Source organism: Sorangium sp. So ce1335, from assembly GCF_051521615.1.
Lineage (GTDB): Bacteria > Myxococcota_A > Polyangia > Polyangiales > Polyangiaceae > Sorangium.
In genome coordinates, this window is the sequence record NZ_CP150363.1 from 4,854,078 (window position 1) to 4,876,041 (window position 21,964).

The window sequence follows — 21,964 nt, forward strand, 5'->3', positions numbered from 1 at the left end:
CGCCGCGCGGGCTCCAGGGAGGAGTGCTTCATGGTCATGAAATCGGAGCCCACGACGGGCCTCGCCGATGTGCCCGCGGAGGCGCCGCGGGGCTCAGGCGCCGGCGTCGCGCCGCAGGTCGCCGCCGGCGTGGGGCGCTATCGCTGGGTGATCTGCGCCCTCTTGTTCACGGCCGCGACGATCAACTACGTCGACCGGCAGGTGCTCGGCGTCCTCAAGACGACGCTGCAGAAGGACCTCGGCTACAACGATATCGATTACGGCAACATCGTCACGTCGTTCCAGGCCGCCTACGCGATCGGCATGGTGACGATGGGCCGCCTCATGGATCGCATCGGGACGCGGCGCGGGTTCTCGTTCGCCGTCGGGTTCTGGAGCCTGGCGGCGACGGCGCACGCGCTCGTGGGCAGCGCCGGGGGGCTCTCCGCGGCCCGCTTCGCCCTCGGCATCGGCGAGGCCGGCCTGTTCCCGGGCGCCATCAAGACGATCGCGGAGTGGTTCCCGAAGAAGGAGCGCGCGCTCGCGACAGGCCTGTTCAACTCCGGGACCAACATCGGCGCGATCGTGTGCCCCCTCGTGGTGCCGTGGATCGCGGTGGCGTGGGGGTGGCGCGCGGCGTTCGCGCTGACCGGCGCGCTCGGCGCGCTGTGGATCATCGCCTGGATCATCTTCTACCGCCCCCTCGCGGAGAACCCGCGCGTCTCGGAGGCGGAGCGCGCGTACATCACGAGCGAGCCGTCCCCGCCGCCGGGCAAGGTCGGCTGGCTCGAGCTCCTCCCGCACCCCCAGACGTGGGCGTTCGCGATCGGCAAGTTCATGACGGACCCGTTCTGGTGGCTCTACCTGTTCTGGGTCCCCGACTTCCTGAACCGCAAGCACGGCTTGAACCTGCTCCAGATCGGCCCGCCCCTCGTGACGATTTACCTGCTCTCCGACGTGGGAAGCATCGCCGGCGGCTGGTTCTCCTCGACGCTGATGCGCCGCGGCTGGACCGCGAACGCGGCGCGCAAGACCGCGATGTTCGTTTGCGCGCTCGGCGTCGCGCCCGTGTTCCTCGCCACGCGCACCGACTCGCTCTGGGTCGCCGTGCTCCTCCTGGGCCTGGCCACGGCCGCGCACCAGGGGTTCTCGGCGAACCTGTTCACGCTGACAACGGACATGTTCCCGTCGCAGGCCGTGGGCTCGGCCGTCGGATTCGGCGGCATGGCCGGGGCGATCGGCGGGATGCTCATCGCGCAGATCGCCGGCCGCGTCCTGCAGGTCACCGGGAGCTACTCGACGCTCTTCATCATGGCGGCGTCTGCCTACCTCATGGCGCTCGCCATCATTCATGCGCTCGTGCCGCGGCTCGAGGCCGCGCGACTTCGACAAGGATAGGACAATGACAAGCGATCCGTTTCGTTTGGACGGCAAGGTCGCGCTCGTGACGGGCTCGGCCACAGGGATCGGCGCGGCGATCGCGACCGCGCTCGCGGGCGCCGGGGCGGACGTCGCCTGCCACGGCAAGGACGAGCCGGGCGAGGCCACCATGGCCGCGATCCACAGGCTCGGCCGGCGCGCCATCGGGATGGCCGCGGATCTGGCCGATCGCGCGGCCCACGCGGAGCTCGTCCGGAGGACCAGGGCCGAGCTCGGGCGCCTCGACATCCTCGTGAACAACGCGGGGCTGATCAAGCGGTCGCCGGCGGTCGAGTACGCCGACGAGGACTGGGATCTCCTGATCGAGGTCAACCTGACGTCCGCGTTCCGCCTGTCCAAGCTGGCCGGCAAGGAGATGCTCGATCAGGGGTCGGGCAGGATCGTCAACATCGCCTCGCTGCTCTCGTTCCAGGGCGGGATCCTGGTGCCTGCCTACGCGGCGTCCAAGGGCGGTATCGCTCAGCTCACCAAGGCGCTGGCGAACGAGTGGGCGGTGAAGGGGGTCAACGTGAACGCGATCGCGCCTGGCTACATCGCGACGGACAACACGGCCGCGCTCCGGGCCGACGAGGGGCGGAGCCGCCAGATCCTGGAGCGCATCCCGGCCGGGCGGTGGGGAGATCCGAGCGACATCGCGGGAGCCGCGCTGTTCCTGTGCTCGGAGGCGAGCAAATACATTCACGGCCACGTGCTGGTCGTCGATGGCGGCTGGATGAGCCGTTGAGGAGCTGAAGATGAAGATCCGCGATGCAAAGAGCTGTGAATGGGATCTGGTGAGCCTCGGCGAGGTGATGCTGCGCCTCGATCCGGGGGAGCGACGGATCCACACCGCCCGGACGTTCGACGTCGGAGAGGGCGGGGGAGAGTACAACGTGGCGCGGGGGCTGCGGCGCTGCTTCGGCCTGCGGACCTCGATCGCCACCGCGCTGGCGGACAACCCGGTCGGGCGGTTGATCGAAGACCTGATGCTCCAGGGCGGGGTCGACACGTCGTACGTGCGCTGGGTCCCCTACGACGGCGTGGGCCGGGAGGTGCGCAACGGCCTCAACTTCACCGAGCGCGGCTTCGGGCCGCGCGCCGCCGTCGGGTGCTCGGACCGCGGCCACAGCGCGGCGTCGCGGCTCAGGTCCGGGGATCTCCCGTGGAAGGCCGTCTTCGGCGAACGCGGGGCGCGCTGGTTCCACACGGGCGGCATCTTCTGCGCCCTGTCCGAGACCACCGCGGGCGTGGCGCGCGAGGCCATGGAGGTCGCGCGCGAGCACGACGTGCGGATCTCGTACGACCTGAACTACCGGCCCTCGCTGTGGAAGAATTTCGGCGGGCAGCAGCGGGCGCGCGAGGTCAATCGCGCCCTCATGCCGTACGTCGACTGCCTGTTCGGCAACGAGGAGGACTTCGTCGCGGCGCTCGGCTTCGAGGTGTCCGGCGTGGACAGCAGCTACAGCAAGCTCGACACCCAGGGGTTCCGCCGGATGATCTCCGATGTCGTCGCGGCGTACCCCAACATCTCGGTCGTGGCCACGAGCCTCCGGACGGCGAGGAGCGCGAGCGTCAACGGCTGGGGCGGCATCCTGTACTGCGACGGGGAGTTCTACGAGGTCCCGCAGCGTGACATCGAGATCCTCGACCGCGTCGGGGGCGGGGACTCGTTCGCCTCGGGGATCATCTACGGCCTCTTGACCGAGCAGAGCCCGCAGTGGGCGCTCGAGTGCGGCGTCGCGCACGGCGCGCTGGCGATGTCGACGCCGGGGGACACCTCGATGGCGACGCTGGGCGAGGTGCGGCGGGCGATGAGCGGGGCGAGCGCGAGGATCGAGCGATGAACGAGAAGATGACCAGAGAGCAGATCGTCCGCCGTATCGAGGAGACCGGCGTCGTCCCCGTGGTGCGGGCGCCGTCCGGAGCGCTCGCGGTGCGCGCCGCGCGCGCGCTGCGCGAGGGCGGCATCGACGTCATCGAGATCACGATGACGGTCCCGGACGCGCTCGCCGTCATGCACGAGATCGCCTCGCGCATGGGCAGCCACGTCCTCGTCGGCGCGGGCACCGTGCTCAGCGCGGACGCCGCCCGCGGGTGCATCGAGGCCGGGGCTCAGTTCATCGTGAGCCCGGGGCTCGATCTGGAGGTCATCCGCGCGGCGCACGACCTCGGGAAGCCGGTCTTCCCCGGGGCGCTCACGCCGACCGAGGTGATCACCGCCTGGAACGCCGGCGCGGACACGGTGAAGGTGTTCCCGTGCTCCGCGATGGGGGGCGCGAAGTACCTGCGCGCCCTGCGCGGGCCGCTCCCGCACGTGAAGGTGATGCCGACCGGCGGGGTGAACCTGTCGACGGTGAAGGACTTCATCGCGGCCGGCGCCGTGGCGCTCGGGGTCGGCGGCGAGCTCGTCGACGCCGCGGCGCTCACGGCGGGCAAGGACGAGGTCCTCTCGGAGCGCGCGCGTGAGTTCGTCTCCGCGGTCAGGTCCGCGCGGGCCGAGCTCAGGCAGGGCGCGCAGGCGTAGTCGCCTCGAGGAGCAAGAAGAAGGATGATCCACGTTCAGAAGAGAGATGTCCCGCGCCTCGTGCGCGTGTCCGGCGGTGAGGTCGAGTTCTTCACGCCGGAGCCGGGGCTCAGGCGGCGCATCCTGGCCCACAACCCGAACATGATGCTCGTCGAGCACCACATGGAGGACGGCTGGGCCGGGGCGCGCCACAGCCATCCGCACGACCAGATGGTCTACGTCATCTCCGGGCACCTCAGGTTCTCGTGCGGAGACGAGGCGTTCGAGGCGCGCGCCGGGGACAGCTTCGTCGTCCGCGGGGGCGTCGAGCACCAGGCCTGGGCGTTCGAGCCGTCCGTCGTGCTCGATGTCTTCACGCCAGCTCGCGAAGATTACATGCCCTGAGCGCAGCGAGCCGGTCAGCCTCTCCGATTCACCCTTGTCACCGTGTCTTTTCGACGGGTCCTGTGACCGACGCAGCGGCCCGGTGCGATCGAGGTGCGTATGAAACGCAGAATGTTCACGAAGTCGATTCTCTTGCCCGTCATGCTGGCCGCCTGCGGCGGGGGCGACGACCCGGGTTCCAGCGCCGGCTCCGGCGGCTCCGGCGGCTCCGGCGGCTCCGGCGGGTCCGGCGGCGGGCCGAACGTGCCGCCCGGGATGGAGCCGTATTTCGATGCGATGAAGCGCGCGGCCACCTTCATGAGCGAGGAGGTCGCTTACAAGGGCGGTTACGTGTGGAGCTACCTCCCCGATCTCTCGCGGAGCTGGGGCGAGATGGAGGCGAAGCGCACGATGCTCTGGGTGCAGCCGCCCGGCACGCCGTCGATGGGCCACCTTTACCTGGACGCCTACCACGCGACGGGCGACGAGCTCTATTACAAGGCCGCCGAGCAGGTGACGCTCGCGCTGATCGAGGCCCAGCACGAGGCCGGCGGCTGGAACTACATCCATGACTTCGCGGGCGAGGAGTCGCTCAAGGACTGGTACGACACGATCGGCAAGAACGGCTGGCGGCTCGAGGAGTTCCAGCACTACTACGGCAACGCGACGTTCGACGACGCCGGCACCGCCGTGGCCTCGCAGCTCCTCCTGCGCATGTACGTCGAGCGGCAGGACGAGCGGTTCCGCGACCCGCTCACCAAGGCGATCCGCTTCGTCACCGAGAGCCAGTACCCCCAGGGCGGCTGGCCGCAGCGCTTCCCGCTGATGGGCAAGGACGGCATGCCCGACTACACGAGCCTCATCACGTTCAACGACGACGTGGCGGGAGAGAACATCAAGTTCCTGATCATGTGCCACCTGGCGCTCGGCGAGTCGCGGCTGCTCGAGAACGTCGAGCGCGCCATGGGCAGCTTCGTGGCGCTGCAGCAGCCCGCGCCGCAGCCCGCCTGGGGCCTGCAGTTCACGCTCGAGGGCGAGCCCTCCGGCGCGCGCACCTACGAGCCGAAGGCGCTGACCACGCACACGACGGCGAACAACATCCAGCAGCTCCTCAACTTCTACAACCTGACCGGGGACGAGAAGTACATCGCCCGCGTGCCGGAGGCGCTGGACTGGCTGGACAGCGTCGCGCTGTCGCCGGAGCACGCGCAGATCTTTCCCGACTTCACGCACCCCACGTACATCGAGATCGGGACCGGCGATCCGCTCTTCGTCCACCGGCGCGGCTCGAACGTCGTCAACGGCGAATATTATTTCGACAAGAGCCCCGAGAAGCCCATCGGCCATTACGGGCAGGCGCGCAAGCTCGACGTGGCCGCCATTCGCGCGCGCTACGAGGAGCTGAAGGCCATGTCGCCCGAGGAGCTCACGGCGGGCTCGCCCCTCGAGATCACGGGGCCCGTGGCGCTGCCGAAGTACTTCTCGCTGCGCGAGGTGAAGCTCGACGACCTCTACGCCGGCAGCACGATGACGACCCCGCCGGTGACCGAGGAAGAGGCGCAGAAGCTCGTCGACGAGCTCACTGGAGAGGGCTACTGGCCGACGAAGATCAAGACGATGACAAACCCCTACATAGGGCCTGGCAGCGCCGAGCCTTACCTGGAGGACACCTACGCCACGACGCACGTCGGCGACCGCAACGACACATCGCCCTACGACCCGGCCAAGGCGCCTGCGACCTACCCGGCCGAGGAGGCGCCGACCGGGATCTCGGTGGAGAGCTTCATCAAGAACATGGGCACCCTGATCGCCTACGTTGCGCCCGTGCAGTGAGCACCACCGCGACGGCCGCCATCACCTCGGATCCGCGCGTGCCGCGTCGCACGCGGCTGTCCCTGATTTGAAGAGACAAGGAACCACAGAGGCGCAGAGGGCACAGAGGAAAGAAGGATAAAAGCCCCTCTCGTTCTCTCTCTTTCTCTTCCTCTGTGCCCTCGGCGCCTCTGTGGTTCGATTTTTTTGTTACCGCGGAACCAGGAGCGGGTCTGGCGACGCGGCATTGTCCTGGCCATGGAGACATCGAAATGCGTTTTCGTACCCTTGCGGCGCTCGGCGCCGGCTTCTTGCTCGCATCGATGGCCGCTTGCAGCGACGCCGGCGGTTCCGTCGCCGAGCCTGATGGATCCGCCAGCGGAGCCGGGGGCGCGGGCGCCGGCGCGGTGGGCACAGGAGGCGGCCAGACGACCAGCTCCGCAGGACAGGGCGGCTCGACGGCCAGCTCCGCAGCGCAGGGCGGCCAGGCGGCCGTCTCGTCCGGCGCCGGCGGGTCAGCGGGCGCCGGCGGCATGGATCCGCCTCCGTCGGAGGACGACCTCTACGTCGCCCCCGACGGCGCAGAGGACAACCCCGGCACCCTCGACGCGCCCACCACGCTGTACAAGGCCGTCACCCTGGTGCAGCCAGGTCAGACCATCTACCTGCGCGGCGGCGAGTACCTCTACGTTCCGACGGTGGAGATCGCCCACGGGAACGACGGGACGCCGGAGCAGAGGAAGCGCGTGTACGCCTATCCCGGCGAGGAGCCCGTGCTCGAGTTCAAGGACCAGTACTACAAGAAGGGGGACCCGGCCAGCCCGCGCGGCGTCGAGCTCCACGGCAGCTACTGGCACATCAAGGGGATCGAGATCGCCAACGCGGGGGACAACGGCCTCTTCATCTCGGGGCACCACAACGTCATCGAGAACTGCGTGTTCCACCACAACCGGGACTCGGGCCTCCAGCTCGGCGGCCGGCTGGGCGAGCTGGAGACCCCGGAGGAGGAGTGGCCCTCGTTCAACGCGATCGTCAACTGCGACTCGTACAGCAACTACGATCCCCCCGACGGCGGCGACGCCGACGGCTTCGCCCCGAAGCTGAACGTCGGGGAGGGGAACGAGTTCCACGGCTGCCGCGCCTGGAACAACTCCGACGACGGCTGGGACATGTTCAACCGCAACGGCAAGCCGCTGAAGCCCGTCCTCCTGGACCAGTGCTGGGCGTTCGACAACGGGTACGAGGAAGGGGGGTACATGAGCACGCCGCCTCCGGTCCCGTACATGGGGAACGGGAACGGCTTCAAGATGGGCGGGAGCAACGGCCTCGCTTCCGATCACGTGATCACGCGCTCCGTCGCGTTCGGCAACAAGGTCCGCGGCTTCGACGAGAACAACAACATCGGCAACATCACCGTGAAGAACTGCACGGGGTGGCTGAACGGATCCATGAACTTCGCCTTCGGCGAGGGCGGGTGCCACACGTTCATCAACAACATCTCACACGCGAGGAAGTCCGGCGACGAGCCGGTCGGCACGCAGGTCTCGAACGCGTTCGAGGGCGCCACCGACGCCGACTTCCTCAGCCTCGATCGCGCGCTGGCGAAGGCGCCGCGCAACCCCGACGGCAGCCTGCCGGAGACCGATTTCCTGCGGCTCGCCCCGACGAGCCAGTTCGTCAACGCGGGCTCGGCCGAGGGCCCAGCGCTCCCGTACTCCGGCGCCGCGCCCGACCTCGGCGCCTTCGAGGTCCAGTGACGGCTCCGGCGGCCCCGCCGGGCGCAGCCGCGCGACGGTGTTTCTTCACGCTATCAGGAGGCAACCATGTGGCATGAGCGGTCGAATCGTTTCACCCCCTGGGCGGTAGCCCTCGTCGTGCTCTGCGGCGCAGGCGGCTGCGGATCGTCCGGAGACGACGCCGAGGCCGTCGGCGCGGGCGGCGGGGACGGCGCGACCGCGTCTGGCGCCGGGGCGAGCGGGCCGTCGACGACGGTGAGCGGCGCCGGGACGAGCGGCGCCGGGACGCCGGGCAGCGGCGGAGGCGCGAGCAGCGGCGCGGGCGGCGAGGGCGCGGGAGGGAGCGGCGGGCAGAGCGCGGGCTCGGGCGCCGGCGGCGGCGCCACCGACGGCTGCCCGGCCGGCGCGCTGGTCGGATGGGCGGGCGAGAGCGGCCACGGCGTGGCGAGCACGACGGGCGGCCTCGGCGGGAGGACGGTCACCGCGACCACGGCCGAACAGCTCGTCGAATACGCCGAGAGCGCCGAGCCCCTGATCATCCAGCTCTCCGGCGAGATCGACATCAGCGGCGTGGACATCGACGTGGCGTCCAACAAGACGTTGATCGGGATGGGCCCGGGCGCGACCCTCCTCGGCCGACTCCAGGTCCGGGGAAAGTCGATCGACGCGCCGATCCAGAACGTCGTCATCCAGAACCTCAAGATCAACGCCCGTTCGACCATGGATGACGGGATCCAGATCCACTTCGCCCACCACGTCTGGGTCGACCACGTGGAGGTCTGGGACGCGCTGGACGGCAACCTCGACGTCGTCCACGGCTCGGATCTCGTGACCATCTCGTGGTGCAAGTTCCACTACACGAGCGACGCGCCGGATCCCGCTCACCGCTTCTCGAACCTGGTGGGCCACAGCGACAACAACGCGGACGAGGACACGGGCCGGCTGCGCGTCACCTATCATCACAACTGGTGGGCCGACGGCGTGACGGAGCGCATGCCGCGCGTCCGCTTCGGCCAGGTCCACGTCTTCAACAACTACTACTCGGCGGCCGGCAACAACTACGCGATCGGGGGCGGCCTCCAGGCCAGGCTCCGGGTCGAGAACAACACCTTCGACGGGGTGAAGGACCCGCACATCTTCTACGACGGCGAGCCGACCGCGCAGATCGTGGCGAGCGGGAACGCCTACCTCGGCATGTCGGACACCACCCGGAAGGAGACAGGGCAGGGGAGCGCGTTCACCCCGCCGTACACGGTGACGCTCGATACGGCCGACGCCACGTTGAAAGATGCCGTGACGCGGTGCGCTGGCCCGAGATAGCTGCTCCAGCTCCCCGACACCCATCGACGACGAGGGCGGCGTGGTCCGGGCGCTTCCGGGCCCTGGCACTTCACGTGCTTGGGAGGCCCGAGACCACGCGCGATCCCTGTGATTCGATGTCGACAGCAGGGCACCGGCACGCGGTCGTGCAAGGAGTCGAAGGATGAGATTGCTTACGGTTGCCATGTCGGTGCTGAGCATGGCTGCGGTCGGGCTCGGGTGCGGTAGTAGCCCGAGCGACGGAGGCGAGCGTGAAGGGGAAGGGGCGAGCTCCGGTGGCTCCTTCGGCGCGGGGGGCTCGCTGGACATCGGCGGCGGGGCCGGAGCGAACGGCGCGGGCAGCGGCAGCCCGACGGGCGGCGACGGCGCATGCGCCACGCAGACGGCGGCTGCCGGCCTCCAGCCCGTATACCTCGCCTTCGCGTTCGACGTGTCGGGCAGCATGGGCAAGGGCGACAAGGACTGGCACGACAAGTCGCTCAAGTGGGACCCGGTGGTCGCGGCGACCAGGCAGTTCTTCGCGGATCCTGCGTCCGAAGGGCTGACGGCCTCGCTCTCGTTCTTCCCCGACGAGGAGGACAGGTGCGAGCTCGCGTCCTACACGACGCCGGACGTCGCGCTGACGCCGCTCCCTTCCGAGGCCTTCGGCGCGGCGATCGACGTCATCGAGCCGATGACATCGAGCGACTGGCGCGGCGGGACGCCGACGGCGTGGGTGATGCGGGGCACGGTCTCGTTCATCGAGGCCCAGCGACAGGCAGCTCCCGGGAAATACGCGATCGTGCTCGTGACGGACGGCTACCCGCAGGGCTGCGACGAGGCCGACGACACGATCCAGGCCGTCATGACGGACGCAGAGGCGGCGCTCGCCAAGAACATCCCGACGTACGTCATCGGGGTCGCGAACCCGCCGCTCCCGGACGCGCCGGATACCGTCTCCGACCTGCACAAGATCGCCGCGGCGGGCGGCACGGAGCAGGCCGTCCTCATCGACACGGGCGACCCCTCGCAGACCGTGGCCACGTTCGCTGCGGCCCTCGAGGAGATCCGCAGCGCCTCGGTGTCGTGCACGATGGCGATCCCGCCCGCTCCCGACGGCAGGTCCTTCGACAAGGAGAAGGTCCGCGTGCTCTACACGGCGGGCGGCTCGAACGCGCCCACGGAGCTCTCCTACGACCAGGGCTGCGCGACCGAGGGCGCCTGGCGTTACGACGATCCCGCGAGCCCGACCGAGATCGTGCTCTGCGTCAGCTCGTGCGACACGATCCAGGCGGATACGCAGGCGGTCCTGAGCGTCGACTTCACCTGCGAGAGCGTGATCGAGGTCCCGCTCTGACCGGCGCGCGCCGCCGCTGTCGCGCGGCGCGCCCGGCGCACGCCCGCCATGGCAGCGCGCCGCCGTCGCCGGCCCGTGTCAACCGCGGGTTGACACGGTGGACACGTGCGGTTGCACATCGACCGATGTGACATCGGACCACCACAGCGGCGACGGGACGCCCTTCGTCCGCCGCGCGGCGTCGTCCACCGTCATTTCCCGCGAGCGCGGGGGCGCGTGTTACAGTCCGGCAACACCGCCGAGATGTTGTAGAACAGGGCGACGATGGCAACGGCGCAGGAGCGCGAGCGGAGGACCCTCGATCGGTACACGCTCCACGGCGTGATCGCCTCGGGGGGGATGGCGTCCGTCCACTTCGGGCGGCTCGTCGGCGCGCACGGGTTCGCCCGCACGGTCGCGATCAAGCGCCTGCACCCGCAGTTCGCCCGGGACCCGGAGTTCTCGTCGATGCTCCTCGACGAGGCGCGGCTCGCGGTGCGCATCCGCCACCCGAACGTCGTCGCCACGCTCGACAGCGTGCAGGCCGACGGCGAGCTCTTCCTCGTCATGGAGTACATCGCGGGCGAGGCGCTCTCGAGCCTGCTGCGCGAGGCCGGCGCGCGCGGGACCCGGGTGCCGCAGCCGGTCGTCTCGGCCATCGTCGCCGGCGCGCTCGCGGGCCTTCACGCGGCGCACGAGGCGACCGCCGAGGACGGCGCCCCGCTCCAGATCGTCCACCGCGACGTGTCGCCGCAGAACATCCTCGTCGGCGAGGACGGCATCGCGCGCGTCCTCGACTTCGGCATCGCGCGCGCGGCGGTGCGGAGCCAGGTGAGCCGCGTCGGGCAGCTCAAGGGCAAGCTCAGCTACATGGCGCCGGAGCAGCTCCGCGGGGCGCCGCTCACCCGCCGCGCGGACATCTACGCCGCGTCCGTGGTCCTGTGGGAGGCGCTCACCGGGCGTCGGCTGTTCACGGGGGAGTGCGACGCGGAGATCTTCGGGCGCATCCTCGAGGGCGTCGTCCAGCCGCCGAGCGCGTTCGGCGACGTGCCCAGGGCGCTCGACGAGGTGGTGCTCCGGGGCCTCGATCGGGACCCGGAGCGGCGCTACGCGACCGCGCTGGAGATGGCGGCGGCGCTGGAGGACGCGCTGCCGCCGGCGAGCCCGCGCGCGGTCGGGGCGTGGGTCGAGGCGACGGCGGGGCCGCTGCTCGAGGCGCGGGCGAAGAGCCTCGCCGAGATCGAGACGTCGCAGCGCAGCGCCGCCCAGGCGCCGCCGCCGGCGAGCCCCGCCGCCGCGGAGCCGGCGGCGCTCCGGGAGCTCGACACGAGCCCGGCGCGGCCCCCCGGCAACCGCGCGCGCGCGGCGCGGCCCTCGGTGACGGTCGCGACGATGACGAGGACGGTCGAGGACATGGCGCGGCCGGCGGCCTCCGCGCTCGCGACGCCGATCGCCGCCGCGGCGGCGGCGCGGCAGCCGAGCGGGTGGGTCGCCCGCGGCACCTCGCTCGCGCTCGGGGCCGCCGCGCTCCTGCTGGCGGTGATCGCCGGGCGCTGCGACGGGAGCCCGGGGATCGCGGCGTCGCCGGCCGAGGAGGCCAGCGCCGGCGCCTCCGCGGCGCCCGCCGCGAGCGCGCGCGCGGCGGGTGCCCAGGAAGCCGCGGCGGGCGTCCAGGAGGCCGCGCCGGGCGTCCAGGAGGCCGCGGCGGGCGTCCAGGAAGCCGCGGCGGGCGTCCAGGAGCCTGCGGCGCCGGTCCAGGAGCCTGCGGCGCCGGTCCAGGAGCCTGCGGCGGGGGTCCAGGAGCCTGCGGCGGGGGCTTCTGCGCGCGCGGCGGCAGCCGTCGCGCCCGCGGCGGGGAACCCCGAGCCCGCGACGGGGCGCTCCACACCGGCGCGAGCCGCCACGGGCGGCCCGGCGGCGCCTGCGCCGGCCCGCGCGGCCTCCACAAGCCCGGCTACCGCCTCCGCGCCCGCCGCCGCGCAGCCGGCGCCTGTCGCGCGCGCGGCCGCGCAGGAGCGCACCGCGGGAGCGCGCGCCGCGAGGCCTGCGCGCGCCGCGCCGTCGGCGCGGCCGCGATCGCGCTGCGAGCCGCCCTACTACGTGGACGGCGACGGCATCCGGCGGATCAAGCGTGAGTGCCTCTGAGCAGCCGAAGCGTGTAGCCTGCGCCGCCATGCAGCGGGGCCTCCTCGTCGCCGTGGGCGCGGCCGTCGTCCTCCTCGTTGGCTCGCGCGCCAGGGCGCAGGGCGTGGGCGAGACGTGCGCTGGCGCGTACGAGCAGGCGCAGCAGCTCGTCCGCGACAGGGCGCTGCTGCGCGCGCGGGCGGAGCTCCGGCTGTGCGCGAGCTCGTGCCCGGAGACGCTCGCCCGCGACTGCAAGAGCTGGAGCGAGGTGGTCGAGCGCGACATGCCGAGCGTCGCGCTGTCGGCCACGTCCGCGGACGGACGCGCGCCCGGCCGGGTGCGGGTGCTGCTCGACGGCGCGCCGCTCGTCGACGCCCTCCCCAGCGCCCCGGTCGAGGTCGATCCCGGGCGCCACACGCTGACGTTCGAGGACGCCGCGGGGACGCGCGTCGTCGCCGTCGTCACGCTGTCGCCGGGCGACAAGGCGCTGCCGATCGCCGTGCGCTTCCCGGCCGCGCCGCCGCCGCCGCCGCCGCCGCTGCCGCGCGCCGCGGACGCCGCCGCGCCGGCGCGGAAGCGCTGGCCGCTCGTGCTCGTCGGCGCCGGCGCCGTCGCGCTCGGCGTCGGCGCGTTCCTCGGCGTCAAGGGGCACGTCGATCGCGGCGAGCTCCGCAGCAGGTGCGCGCCCGGGTGCTCGGCGGGCGAGGTCGAGGCGATCGACGTCGCGTGGACGGCCGGCGCGATCTCGGCCGGCGTGGGTTTCGTCGCGGCCGGCGTGGGCGCGCTGCTCTACTTCCAGCTCGAGCCGGTCGTCCCCGCGGCGCCGGCCCCGGGCTCCGCCCTGCTGCCGGACGGCGCCGCGCTCTCGCTGCGCGGCGCGTTCTGAGCGCTCGCCCCGCGCGCCGCGCTGAGCGCTCGCCCCGCGCGCCGCGCTGAGCGCTCGCCCCGCGCGCCGCGCTGAGCGCTCGCCCCGCGCGCCGCGCTGAGCGCTCGCCCCGCGCGCCGCGCTGAGCGCTCTCCCCGCGCCGTGCTGATCGCTCTCCCCGCGCCGTGCTGAGCGCAGGCCCGCGCCCCGTCTCGAGCGCCGCGCCGCCGCTCACCCCTTGCTGCGGATGCCGTAGCGCTCCATCAGCCGGTGGACGAGCTGCCGCGAGACGCCCATCGACGCGGCGGCCCGGGCGACGTTGCCGCCGTGATCGCGGAGCTTCATGGCGATGTACGTCCGCTCGAACTGCTCGACGACCATGTCGCGCGCCTCGCGGAGCGGCAGCGCGGCGAACTGGGCGACGCCCATGTCGGCGGGCCGCGGCGACACCTTGACGATCGCCTCCTCGGCGAGGTGCGGGAAGAGCACGAGCCGCGCGACCGTGTTGCGGAGCTCGCGCACGTTGCCCGGCCAGTGGTGCCCGCGCAGCAGCTCCAGCGCGTTCGGGGGCAGGTCGGCGAGCGTGCGCGGCGGCACCTGCGCCGCGAGGAAGCGCTCGACGAGCAGCGGGATGTCCTCCTTGCGCTCGCGCAGCGGGGGCACGATCGCCTCGACGACGGCGAGCCGGTAGTAGAGATCCTCGCGGAAGCTGCCCGAGGCGACGCGGCCCTGGAGGTCGCGGTGCGTGGCGGCGACGACGCGCGCGTCGAACGACGTGTACGCCGCGGCGCCGATGCGGCGGACCTGGCGCGCCTCGAGGGCGCGCAGCAGCTTCGGCTGAAGATCGAGCGGGAGCTCGCCGATCTCGTCGAGGAAGAGCGTGCCGCCGCTCGCCTCCTCGAGGAGGCCGGCGCGCGCGGCCTGCGCGCCCGTGAAGGCGCCCTTCGTGTAGCCGAAGAGCTCGGCCTCGATGAGGTTGGGGGCGACGGCGCTGCAGTCGAACACGACGAAGGGGCCGCCGCTGCGCGGGCTCGCCGCGTGGATGGCGCGGGCGAGGACCTCCTTGCCGGTGCCGGACTCGCCGAGCAGGAGGATCGTCTCCGCGGTGGCCGCGGCGCGCTCCAGGCGGGCGAAGAGCGCGCGCATGGGGACGCTGCCGCCGAGGGCCTCGCCGAAGCTGGCCGACGTGGAGAGCGGGACGAGGACGGGCGAGCCGCCGACGCGGACCGTGAGCGACACGCCGCCCAGCGAGGCGACGGCGCTCGGCGTGAGGAAGCCCTCGTGGATCAGGACGTCGTTGATGAACGTGCCGTTCTTGCTGCCGAGGTCGGTGACGACGACGCCGCGGGGCGTGAGCCGGAGCTGGCAGTGGCGGCGGGACACGCGCGTGTCGGGGATGACGACGTCGCACTCGGCGCTGGTGCCGAGCACGAGCGGGGCGACGCCGAGGGTGGCCTCGATCGGGGGGCTCTTCTGCGGCGTCACGACGACGCGCAGGTCCGGGAGCTCGATAGCGTCGCTGCCGAGGGTCGTGATCGTCCGGGTGGCGTCGTGCATTGAGCGGGCGGGGAGCCGGGGGAGCCGGTGGGACCGGAGAGACAGCCAGCATCTCCGAATCGCGGCCGGATTTCCAGCGCGCGGTGCTGCCCGGCGCTCGTCGCTCTGCGACGGTGCGGCCGCTCCGGTATCCTGTCTTTCATGACGACGCCCGAGCTCATGCCGCCCGACGCGCCTCTGGGTCTCGCCCTGCCGGAGCCGCTGTGGCGCACGGTGTGCGCCGCGTACGGCGAGCCGGGGCGCGCGTACCACGATCTGGTCCATGTGCGCGAGGTGCTCTGCCGGGTGGGCGAGGTCGCGCGCGACGTCGGCTGGCGGAGGCCGCGCGAGGTGTTCCTCGCCGCGCTCTTTCACGACGCCGTGTACGAGCCTGGCCGCCACGACAGCGAGGCGCGCAGCGCGGCGCTCGCGCGCGAGGCGGTCTCGCGCTGGCTGCCCGCCGAGGGGCTCGACGAGGCCCTGATCGAGCGGCTCATCCTGCTCACGGCGCGCCACGGCGCGCTCGGGCCGGCGGACGTCGACGAGGAAGAGGCGCTGTTCCTCGACTGCGACATGGCCATCCTTGGCAGCGATCCGGCGGCGTTCGACGCGTACGATCGCGGGATCGCCGCGGAGTACAGCGCCGTGCCGCCCGAGCTCTACGCCGCGGGCCGGCGGCGCTTCTTCGAGCGGCTGCTCGCCGCCGAGCACATCTTCCTGTCGCCGTACTTCCGGGCCCGCCTCGAGGGGCGCGCGCGCGACAACCTGCGGCGCAAGCTCGGGGCGGCGCCGGGCGGGGCTGGCTCGTAGGCGGGCGCGCGGCGGGGAGGGGCGGCCGTCACGGGTCGTGAGCCGCCGCGGAGGGATCGCGTCGAGGCGCGGCGCGACGCCGCCGCGCGCGCCATCACCAGCGCTTGATGTCGCTCTTGCTCACGTGGCACGTGGCGGTGTTCCACTGGCTCGCGCCGCCGTGGAGCTTCTCCGACTCGCCCATGTGGTCGGTGACGGCCCGGTACTCCTGACAGATCTTCGGCTTGTCGTCGTCCTCGTCGTAGCCCCCCTTGACGTAGAGGTTCGTGATCGTGACCGTGTCCCCGTAGTTCTGGTTCGCTCCGGCGACCGTCGTCTTGACGCCCTCCACCCTGACGTTGTCGATGACCAGGTTGCGCGGGCCGCCGTTGGCGGTGCAATCGCCGCAGGAGCGCCAGAGCTTCCCGAAGTCGGCGATGTACGAGTTCGTGACGATCGTCGTGGAGCCGCCCTTGGCGTTGTGCTGGAACACCTTGTCGCTCGCGTGCAGCGCGATCGAGCTGTTGATGCGCATCGTCGCGCCGTCGACGCTGTTGGTCGCCGCGTCCTCGCAGACGTCCTCCCAGTAGACGTGATCGAGCGTGCAGTCGCCCTTGCAGACGATGCCGTTGCCGCCGGGGAGGCCGCCCGCGATGATGAGGTTCTTCACCGTGACGCCGTCCTCGACCTCGAAGACCGTCTTCTGGCCCTCGCCGTCCTCGCAGTCCTCGGTGTTGTTGACGCCGATCTTCTGGTTGTTGAAGTCGTAGACGTCCTGGCCGCCGTTCGCGGCGTTCTTCAGCACCGTCGTCTGGCTCCTGATCTCCCCGTCGCCGTTCGATGGCGTCGGGATCTCCATCGGGAGGTCGTTGCCGAGCGGCTCCTCTCCGCCCGTGCCGCCGCCGCTGGTCGAGCTGCTGGCCGTCGTGCCGGCCTCCCCGCCGCCGCCGGTCGTGCTGCTCACGCTGCCGCCGCCGGTCGTGCTGCTCACGCTGCCCCCGGTCGTGCTGCCGCCGCCGGCGCCGCTCGTGGTGCTGCCAGGGTTGATCGTGCCGCCGCTGGTCGTGCTGCTGGCGGCGTCGCTGCCCCCCTGGCCGCCGTCGTCCGGCGTGGCGGCGTCGTCCGAGCAGCCGATCTGCAGCGCCCCGGCGGCGCCGATCAAGAGCAACAAAGTGAAAGCTGACTTCATCCCGGATCTCATCTCGCTACCTCTCGTTCTGGATGCACGATGGACGACCCGCGCCCCGGAGGCGCCTGGTTGACGCCGGCCAAGGCCGGCCGACTCGCTGGTTCGCCGTCGATGGGGCAAGCCCGAACCGACGTCCCACGCCGTTCAGCGAGCCCCTGGGTGCAAGGAGCGGTCCAGGGCGCGCGGCAGGGGGCCGAGAGGCTTCGGCAGATCTCTGCTGCGGTGGAGCTGTCAACTCGAGGTCGACACCGGTTGACGGTCGCGGTCCACGCGGACGCCTTGCACGGCGCCCGGACCTGCGCTCCGTGGCTCAGTAGATCGGATCGTCCTTGCAGCCGAAGATCACCTTGACGGAGCCGGCGCCGCTGCTCGCCACCTGATCGCACGCCGAGCCATACAGCTTGATCGTCCTCATGTCGGGCCCGGTGTAGTTCCAGCCGTCCGCGCCCGTTGTGTCCTTCTTCACCGCCTGTTCCCCGACGAACACGCCGACGTGGTCCGGGTTCGGCGGCGGCGCGCTCAGCGGGAAGAGGCAGGTCGAGACCTGCCCCGCGATCGTCTGCAGCGACGTCACGAGCTGGTCCTTCGTGGACGCGAGATAGAACCTGGGCGCGAGCGGATCCGGATCCTGGCGTGGCTCGAGCCCCGCGACGGCGAGGTCGTTGAGCGCCTCGATCTTGCTCGCCGACGAGGCGATCCCGACCACGAACGTATGGAAGCCGGCGGCGGCCGCGTTCGTTATCGCCTGCACCGCGAACTCGTCCGCGTCGCTCTTGGGGCAGGACGGGTCTCCGTCCGTCGCGAGCAGGATGTACTTGGGATCGTCGTTCTGGATCGTCTTCAGGTACTCGACCGCCGTGTCGATGGCGTCTCCGGTCGGTGTGCCGTCGCCCTCGGCCTCCGTGCTGGAGATCGCCGCGTTCACCGTGGATGCGTTGTTCATCGCGATCGGGATCAGGATGTCGCTCGGGAAGCTCTCCGCGCTGCAGCTCCCCGTCCTGTGTCCCTGCGGGAACACCTTCAGGCCCCAGGAGGCCGACGCGTTGGTCGCCGTGATCACCTCCTGCAAGGCGGGCACGACGATGTCCCATTTCGACGGCGTCCCGTCGTCTCCGCTCGGGTCGTCCAGCATCGACGCCGAGCGATCGAGGACCAGCAGGATGCTGGCCGGCTTGCGCTCGACGTCGAAGTTCTGCCGGCCGCAGTCGACTTCCTCTCCGCCGGGCGTGGCGCCGGGGGTGAAGTCTCCTCCGAGCTCGCCGCCCGTCGCGCCGCCGATGTCGTCGATTCCGGGGCCGGCGCCGGTGCCCGGATCGCCACTGCTGCTCTCGCTGTCGATGTCGCTGTCGCTGCTCGCCGCACAGCCCGATAGCGCTGCGAGCACGACGACGGAACAAATCAAGGATGCTCTCCGCATGTTGCCTCCCGTGAGCGGACTCGGGGTGACGCCCTCACGGTCGCCCTGCCGGCGCCTGCGCTCCCTGGGAGGGCCGGCAGGCGCGTCAGCGATTGTCGTGCGTCACCGAAACGTCTTGCTGGATCCCCATGACGCGCGCGGCCGGCTCAGGGCGCCCGTGCGCTGCTGGCCGGAGCTCACAGCAACGAGCATGCCCGGATGCGCGGGGTGGACCGAGGCCGCCCTCGTCCCGTGCTGACTGGCAACTTCCGCGCAAAGCCCCCAGGCGCCTTGCCTCACGCGGCGGGGCGCCTGGCGTCGTCGCCAGAGACTGTCCACCGCGGGTTGACGCGGTGGACGCTCGCCGGTGCCCCGGCGACCGGGTGTGCTTACGTGAGCTCGCTGAGGGCGCCCGTGGTGAGCTTCGGGTCGGGCTGGGAGCCGAACGACTCGAGCTCCACGCCGAACGCCTGGGCGATCGACACCAGGATCCGGCTGTTCGTCGTGGGGGTGAACGTCGCGTCGTTCTCGCCGCAGAACGGCGCGCCTGGAGTTGACTGCGTGGATGGCGTGTCGAGGCCGGCCGCCGGAGCCCCGCCGGATGGTCAGCGGCCGTTACTCGAGATCATCCGCGAAGCTCTTCAGCCAGCCCTCGATGTCCTCGGCGGGGACGACCAGCGGGCGCGAGGTCGGCTCTTCGACGGGATAGCCGCCCACCTCTTCCTGGCTGTTCACGAACATGCCGCCGCCGGACATGAAGTCAGCGACGATGCGCAGGTCCACCTCGTCGCGGTCTCTGGGGCGGGCGCCGGCGTGCGCGAGGACCGAGTCGACGACCGACGCGGCGGGCAGCGCGACGAGGCCGTCGGGCCACACCGGCTTCTCGGGGAGGACGACGATGTCCGGGGAGGCGACCGGCACGGCCGCGCCGAGGGCATCCACGGCGATGTTGTCCTCGAGGTAGGCCGACCCCGCCGAGTTCGTGCCCACCATCGGGAGCCCTGGCATCGTGTTCACGCCGTACCGCATGTAGTTGCCGACGATGCTGACCCTGGGCGGCTCCGGCGTGATGCCCGAGCTCTGCCACTCCTTGTTGACGGGGCCCAGCCGCATCGCCCATTTGCCGGGGTTGTAGATGACGTTGTTCACGATCACCCCGGTCGCGAACCCTTTATACCAGGGGTTCCGCTCGTTGTTGTGGGCGTAGAGGTTGCCGACCACCGTGACGTCGGTGCAGTGATCGTGCACGAGGGTGCCCATGGAGTGAGAGCCCTTCTCGTGGACCGATTCGAGGAGCCCTTCGGCGATGATGTTGTTGCTGAGGGTGACGCGGTGTGATGTGCCGTCGGGGCCGTCGAAGCGGGGGCCCGAGACGGACAGGTTCTCGTCGACGCCCCACGCCACCGAGCAGTGGTCGATGGCGATGTTGTAGGCCGAGGCGCCGTCCGTCGTGACGTCGGGCTCGAACCCGGACGCCGGCGCGGCGCCGGCGTCGCCCATCCGGAAGCGGAGGTGCTGGATGCGCACGTCGTGCGTGCGGATCCTCATGCCGCCGCGGATCAGGGTGATGCCCGGCGAGGGCGCTGTCTGGCCGGCGATCGTGACGAACGGCTCGGTGATGTCGAGGCGCGCCCTGTTCAGATCGATGACACCGCCGACCTCGAACACGATGATACGCGGCCCTCGCGTCTCGACTGCCTCGCGCAGCGAGCCCGGGCCGTCCGCGGCGAGGGTCGTCACCTTGAGGACCGTGTCCACGCCGTCGACCGGCCCCGAGCCGCCGTCGCCGCCGCCGGTGGTGGCCGAGCCGCCGTCACCGCCGCCGCCGGCGGAGCCGGTGGTGGCCGAGCCGACGCCGCCGGCCGAGCCGGTGGTGGCCGAGCCGCCGCCGTTGCCGCCGGCCGGGCCGGTGGTGGCCGAGCCGCCGCCGCCGCCGCCGGCCGAGCCGGTGGTGGCCGAGCCGCCGCCGTTGCCGCCGGCCGGGCCGGTGGTGGCCGAGCCGCTGGTCGCCGCCCCTTCATCGGGGTCGGTCGAACATCCGGCGAGGATCATGAGCATCGCGAGGGCGGCCGGTTTGAACGCCCTGCGAGCGCGTGCAGACAGATCGTGCATTGAACTTTCCATCGCGGGGTCAGCCCCGGTTCCGAGAGGTTCGCCTGTGGAGCGGAGCTTCATGGGTCGATCTTGCCGACGCCCGCTCCGGCCATCGCGCGCGCCCGGCGTGGCACCTTGCGCATCGACCGCTCCGGGCCACGCGTGAGGTGCTGGCCGCCGCACCGGGCCAGGGCGGCGCGTCGTCCACGACGCTGCGAGGCAAGCAATCGCGATGCCGCCTTCTCGAATCCTCCGGCGGCGGGCCATCCGGTCCGCAGGAACCCGCGTTGCGCTCGCGTCGTGACAGCCCTTGTCGCGGCGCGCCGTGACGCCGCCGAGTCAACCACGGGTTGACGTGCTTGACGGCACCGACGCTCCACGTGTCAACCGCACATTGCTCAGCGGCCATCGGCGGGAGCTCGCCGGGCGCCTCGTGGACAGCCCGTGACGCCATCGCTGCGCGCCACCGGGCCAGCGGGAGCCCACCGCGGCCACTCCCACGGAAGATTTCAGAAGGATGAGCGGCCCGGCGTGCGGCGGACGACGTCGGCGCGCAGCATCACGGAGAGCCGAGCCGGCGGCGACCGGTCACGACAACGACGTGCCCGGCGCTCACCCTTTCCAGCCGGGCGGCGGCTTCGCGAAGCCGGTCTCGGCGGGGAAGGGACTGGCCGTCTCGCGCTGGGAGAGCCCGTCCACATCGATCCCGAGCGCCCGCAGCCCGTCGCGCTGTTCGTAGCGGATCACGAGCACGGCCGCGGGCTTCGGCGTCGCCCTGTCGAACCGCGTCGAGCCGATGCGCGACTCGCGCCGCTCGCCGAACGTCGTGCCGAGCCCCTTCGGCGCCGCGGGGGCCGGTACGAAGCCCGGCACGGGCGGGGGAGCCGCGGGCGCCGGCGGACCGAACGCCTGAGGCGCCGGCGGCGCGCGCACGGCGCCGGGCGGCGGCCCGCCGAACGCCGGCGGAGGCGGCGGGGGTGGGGGCGCCAGCTCCTCGAACACCGCAACGCCGATCACACCCACGTTGCGCGGCTTGCCGATCTGCGCGGCATACGACTGCTCGATGCTCCCGAACCGGAACGTCGCGACATCGGTGTTGCTGATGCGGAACCCGGTGAAATCGAACGAATCGTGCGGCAGGATCACGATGCCGCGCAGGTCGAAGGAGGCGTCCTTGCCGCTCTGCACGTCGAGCCCGTCGACCGAGGGCACGACCTCCACGCGCCCGCCGGTCAGGTTCCGCACGCGCAGCGCGTACCGCTGGCCCGACCGCCCCTCGACGTACGTCGTGTCGCGGTGAACGTACTCCCGCGCCGGCGTGAGCGCGCCGCCCTCCTCGACGAGCAGCTCCACATCGACGATCCCCTTCAGATCCCGCATGCGAGTTCCCCTCTCCCGCGTCGCCCGCCTCCGCGGCGCGACGGCAAGCGTCCAGCAAATACGTGAACCCGCGCGGCGCCCCCGCGTCAAGGCGACGACAGGAATCGATCGGGCCCCCGCCGG

Annotated in this window: 17 protein-coding genes; 12 read left to right on the forward strand and 5 right to left on the reverse strand. The window is 71.8% G+C overall.

From position 1 onward, the window contains the following. Positions 1–36: 36 nt before the first annotated feature. The 11 genes from WMF24_RS17800 to WMF24_RS17850 all read left to right on the forward strand — a co-directional run bounded on the left by WMF24_RS17800 (position 37) and on the right by WMF24_RS17850 (position 13,478). Positions 37–1,377 (forward strand): MFS transporter, encoded by a 1,341-nt coding sequence (locus tag WMF24_RS17800; RefSeq protein ID WP_437738817.1) that lies wholly within the window; start codon positions 37–39, stop codon positions 1,375–1,377. A 4-nt stretch (positions 1,378–1,381) separates the two neighbouring features. Next, positions 1,382–2,143 (forward strand): 2-dehydro-3-deoxy-D-gluconate 5-dehydrogenase KduD, encoded by a 762-nt coding sequence (kduD, locus tag WMF24_RS17805; RefSeq protein WP_437737616.1) that lies wholly within the window; start codon positions 1,382–1,384, stop codon positions 2,141–2,143. A 10-nt stretch (positions 2,144–2,153) separates the two neighbouring features. Continuing rightward, a complete protein-coding gene (locus tag WMF24_RS17810; RefSeq protein WP_437737617.1) occupies positions 2,154–3,242 on the forward strand; it encodes a PfkB family carbohydrate kinase in 1,089 nt (362 codons plus the stop codon). Positions 3,243–3,250: 8 nt separating this feature from the next. Continuing rightward, complete coding sequence (locus WMF24_RS17815) at positions 3,251–3,922, forward strand: bifunctional 4-hydroxy-2-oxoglutarate aldolase/2-dehydro-3-deoxy-phosphogluconate aldolase (protein WP_437738818.1); 672 nt, start codon at positions 3,251–3,253, stop codon at positions 3,920–3,922. A 24-nt stretch (positions 3,923–3,946) separates the two neighbouring features. After that, entirely contained in the window at positions 3,947–4,306 is a 360-nt protein-coding gene (locus WMF24_RS17820) for a cupin domain-containing protein (protein WP_437737618.1), read from the forward strand. A gap of 99 nt (positions 4,307–4,405) precedes the next feature. After that, complete coding sequence (locus WMF24_RS17825; protein WP_437737619.1) at positions 4,406–6,118, forward strand: pectate lyase; 1,713 nt, start codon at positions 4,406–4,408, stop codon at positions 6,116–6,118. 251 nt (positions 6,119–6,369) lie between these two features. After that, positions 6,370–7,854: a right-handed parallel beta-helix repeat-containing protein gene (locus WMF24_RS17830; RefSeq protein WP_437737620.1), complete on the forward strand. Its 1,485-nt coding sequence runs from the start codon at positions 6,370–6,372 to the stop codon at positions 7,852–7,854. A 66-nt stretch (positions 7,855–7,920) separates the two neighbouring features. Further along, positions 7,921–9,153 (forward strand): pectate lyase family protein, encoded by a 1,233-nt coding sequence (locus WMF24_RS17835; RefSeq protein ID WP_437737621.1) that lies wholly within the window; start codon positions 7,921–7,923, stop codon positions 9,151–9,153. Between the two features lie 442 nt (positions 9,154–9,595). Then, positions 9,596–10,489 carry a vWA domain-containing protein gene (locus tag WMF24_RS17840; RefSeq protein WP_437737622.1) on the forward strand — a complete coding sequence of 298 codons (894 nt, stop codon included), beginning with the start codon at positions 9,596–9,598 and terminating at the stop codon, positions 10,487–10,489. A gap of 264 nt (positions 10,490–10,753) precedes the next feature. Continuing rightward, entirely contained in the window at positions 10,754–12,613 is a 1,860-nt protein-coding gene (locus tag WMF24_RS17845) for a serine/threonine-protein kinase (RefSeq protein ID WP_437737623.1), read from the forward strand. A 28-nt stretch (positions 12,614–12,641) separates the two neighbouring features. Then, positions 12,642–13,478, forward strand: a complete 837-nt coding sequence (locus WMF24_RS17850; RefSeq protein WP_437737624.1) for a hypothetical protein — start codon at positions 12,642–12,644, stop codon at positions 13,476–13,478. Between the two features lie 210 nt (positions 13,479–13,688). Here WMF24_RS17850 and WMF24_RS17855 read toward each other — a convergent pair whose 3' ends face one another. Further along, positions 13,689–15,014: a sigma 54-interacting transcriptional regulator gene (locus WMF24_RS17855; protein ID WP_437737625.1), complete on the reverse strand. Its 1,326-nt coding sequence runs from the start codon at positions 15,012–15,014 to the stop codon at positions 13,689–13,691. Positions 15,015–15,155: 141 nt separating this feature from the next. Here WMF24_RS17855 and WMF24_RS17860 point away from each other — a divergent pair, with 141 nt between their 5' ends. Then, positions 15,156–15,803, forward strand: coding sequence for an HD domain-containing protein (locus tag WMF24_RS17860; RefSeq protein ID WP_437737626.1), 648 nt, complete (start codon positions 15,156–15,158; stop codon positions 15,801–15,803). A 94-nt stretch (positions 15,804–15,897) separates the two neighbouring features. Here the strand turns inward: WMF24_RS17860 and WMF24_RS17865 are convergent, their stop codons facing one another. The 4 genes from WMF24_RS17865 to WMF24_RS17880 all read right to left on the reverse strand — a co-directional run bounded on the left by WMF24_RS17865 (position 15,898) and on the right by WMF24_RS17880 (position 21,841). Beyond that, the gene (locus WMF24_RS17865; protein WP_437737627.1) at positions 15,898–16,971 is read right to left on the reverse strand and encodes a pectate lyase; all 1,074 of its coding nucleotides are present in this window, start codon (positions 16,969–16,971) and stop codon (positions 15,898–15,900) included. Positions 16,972–17,281: 310 nt separating this feature from the next. Continuing rightward, positions 17,282–18,373, reverse strand: a complete 1,092-nt coding sequence (locus tag WMF24_RS17870) for a vWA domain-containing protein (protein WP_437737628.1) — start codon at positions 18,371–18,373, stop codon at positions 17,282–17,284. A gap of 609 nt (positions 18,374–18,982) precedes the next feature. Beyond that, entirely contained in the window at positions 18,983–20,479 is a 1,497-nt protein-coding gene (locus WMF24_RS17875; protein ID WP_437737629.1) for a pectate lyase family protein, read from the reverse strand. 594 nt (positions 20,480–21,073) lie between these two features. Further along, positions 21,074–21,841: a hypothetical protein gene (locus tag WMF24_RS17880; RefSeq protein ID WP_437737630.1), complete on the reverse strand. Its 768-nt coding sequence runs from the start codon at positions 21,839–21,841 to the stop codon at positions 21,074–21,076. Between the last annotated feature and the right edge of the window lie 123 nt (positions 21,842–21,964).

What these genes read in the sequence shown, in the direction of transcription:
- WMF24_RS17800 (WP_437738817.1), top strand. Translation starts at nt 37, where the DNA reads ATGAAATCGGAGCCCACGACGGGCCTCGCCGATGTGCCCGCGGAGGCG.
- kduD (WP_437737616.1), top strand. Translation starts at nt 1,382, where the DNA reads ATGACAAGCGATCCGTTTCGTTTGGACGGCAAGGTCGCGCTCGTGACG.
- WMF24_RS17810 (WP_437737617.1), top strand. Translation starts at nt 2,154, where the DNA reads ATGAAGATCCGCGATGCAAAGAGCTGTGAATGGGATCTGGTGAGCCTC.
- WMF24_RS17815 (WP_437738818.1), top strand. Translation starts at nt 3,251, where the DNA reads ATGACCAGAGAGCAGATCGTCCGCCGTATCGAGGAGACCGGCGTCGTC.
- WMF24_RS17820 (WP_437737618.1), top strand. Translation starts at nt 3,947, where the DNA reads ATGATCCACGTTCAGAAGAGAGATGTCCCGCGCCTCGTGCGCGTGTCC.
- WMF24_RS17825 (WP_437737619.1), top strand. Translation starts at nt 4,406, where the DNA reads ATGAAACGCAGAATGTTCACGAAGTCGATTCTCTTGCCCGTCATGCTG.
- WMF24_RS17830 (WP_437737620.1), top strand. Translation starts at nt 6,370, where the DNA reads ATGCGTTTTCGTACCCTTGCGGCGCTCGGCGCCGGCTTCTTGCTCGCA.
- WMF24_RS17835 (WP_437737621.1), top strand. Translation starts at nt 7,921, where the DNA reads ATGTGGCATGAGCGGTCGAATCGTTTCACCCCCTGGGCGGTAGCCCTC.
- WMF24_RS17840 (WP_437737622.1), top strand. Translation starts at nt 9,596, where the DNA reads ATGGGCAAGGGCGACAAGGACTGGCACGACAAGTCGCTCAAGTGGGAC.
- WMF24_RS17845 (WP_437737623.1), top strand. Translation starts at nt 10,754, where the DNA reads ATGGCAACGGCGCAGGAGCGCGAGCGGAGGACCCTCGATCGGTACACG.
- WMF24_RS17850 (WP_437737624.1), top strand. Translation starts at nt 12,642, where the DNA reads ATGCAGCGGGGCCTCCTCGTCGCCGTGGGCGCGGCCGTCGTCCTCCTC.
- WMF24_RS17855 (WP_437737625.1), bottom strand. Translation starts at nt 15,014, where the DNA reads ATGCACGACGCCACCCGGACGATCACGACCCTCGGCAGCGACGCTATC.
- WMF24_RS17860 (WP_437737626.1), top strand. Translation starts at nt 15,156, where the DNA reads ATGACGACGCCCGAGCTCATGCCGCCCGACGCGCCTCTGGGTCTCGCC.
- WMF24_RS17865 (WP_437737627.1), bottom strand. Translation starts at nt 16,971, where the DNA reads ATGAAGTCAGCTTTCACTTTGTTGCTCTTGATCGGCGCCGCCGGGGCG.
- WMF24_RS17875 (WP_437737629.1), bottom strand. Translation starts at nt 20,479, where the DNA reads ATGCACGATCTGTCTGCACGCGCTCGCAGGGCGTTCAAACCGGCCGCC.
- WMF24_RS17880 (WP_437737630.1), bottom strand. Translation starts at nt 21,841, where the DNA reads ATGCGGGATCTGAAGGGGATCGTCGATGTGGAGCTGCTCGTCGAGGAG.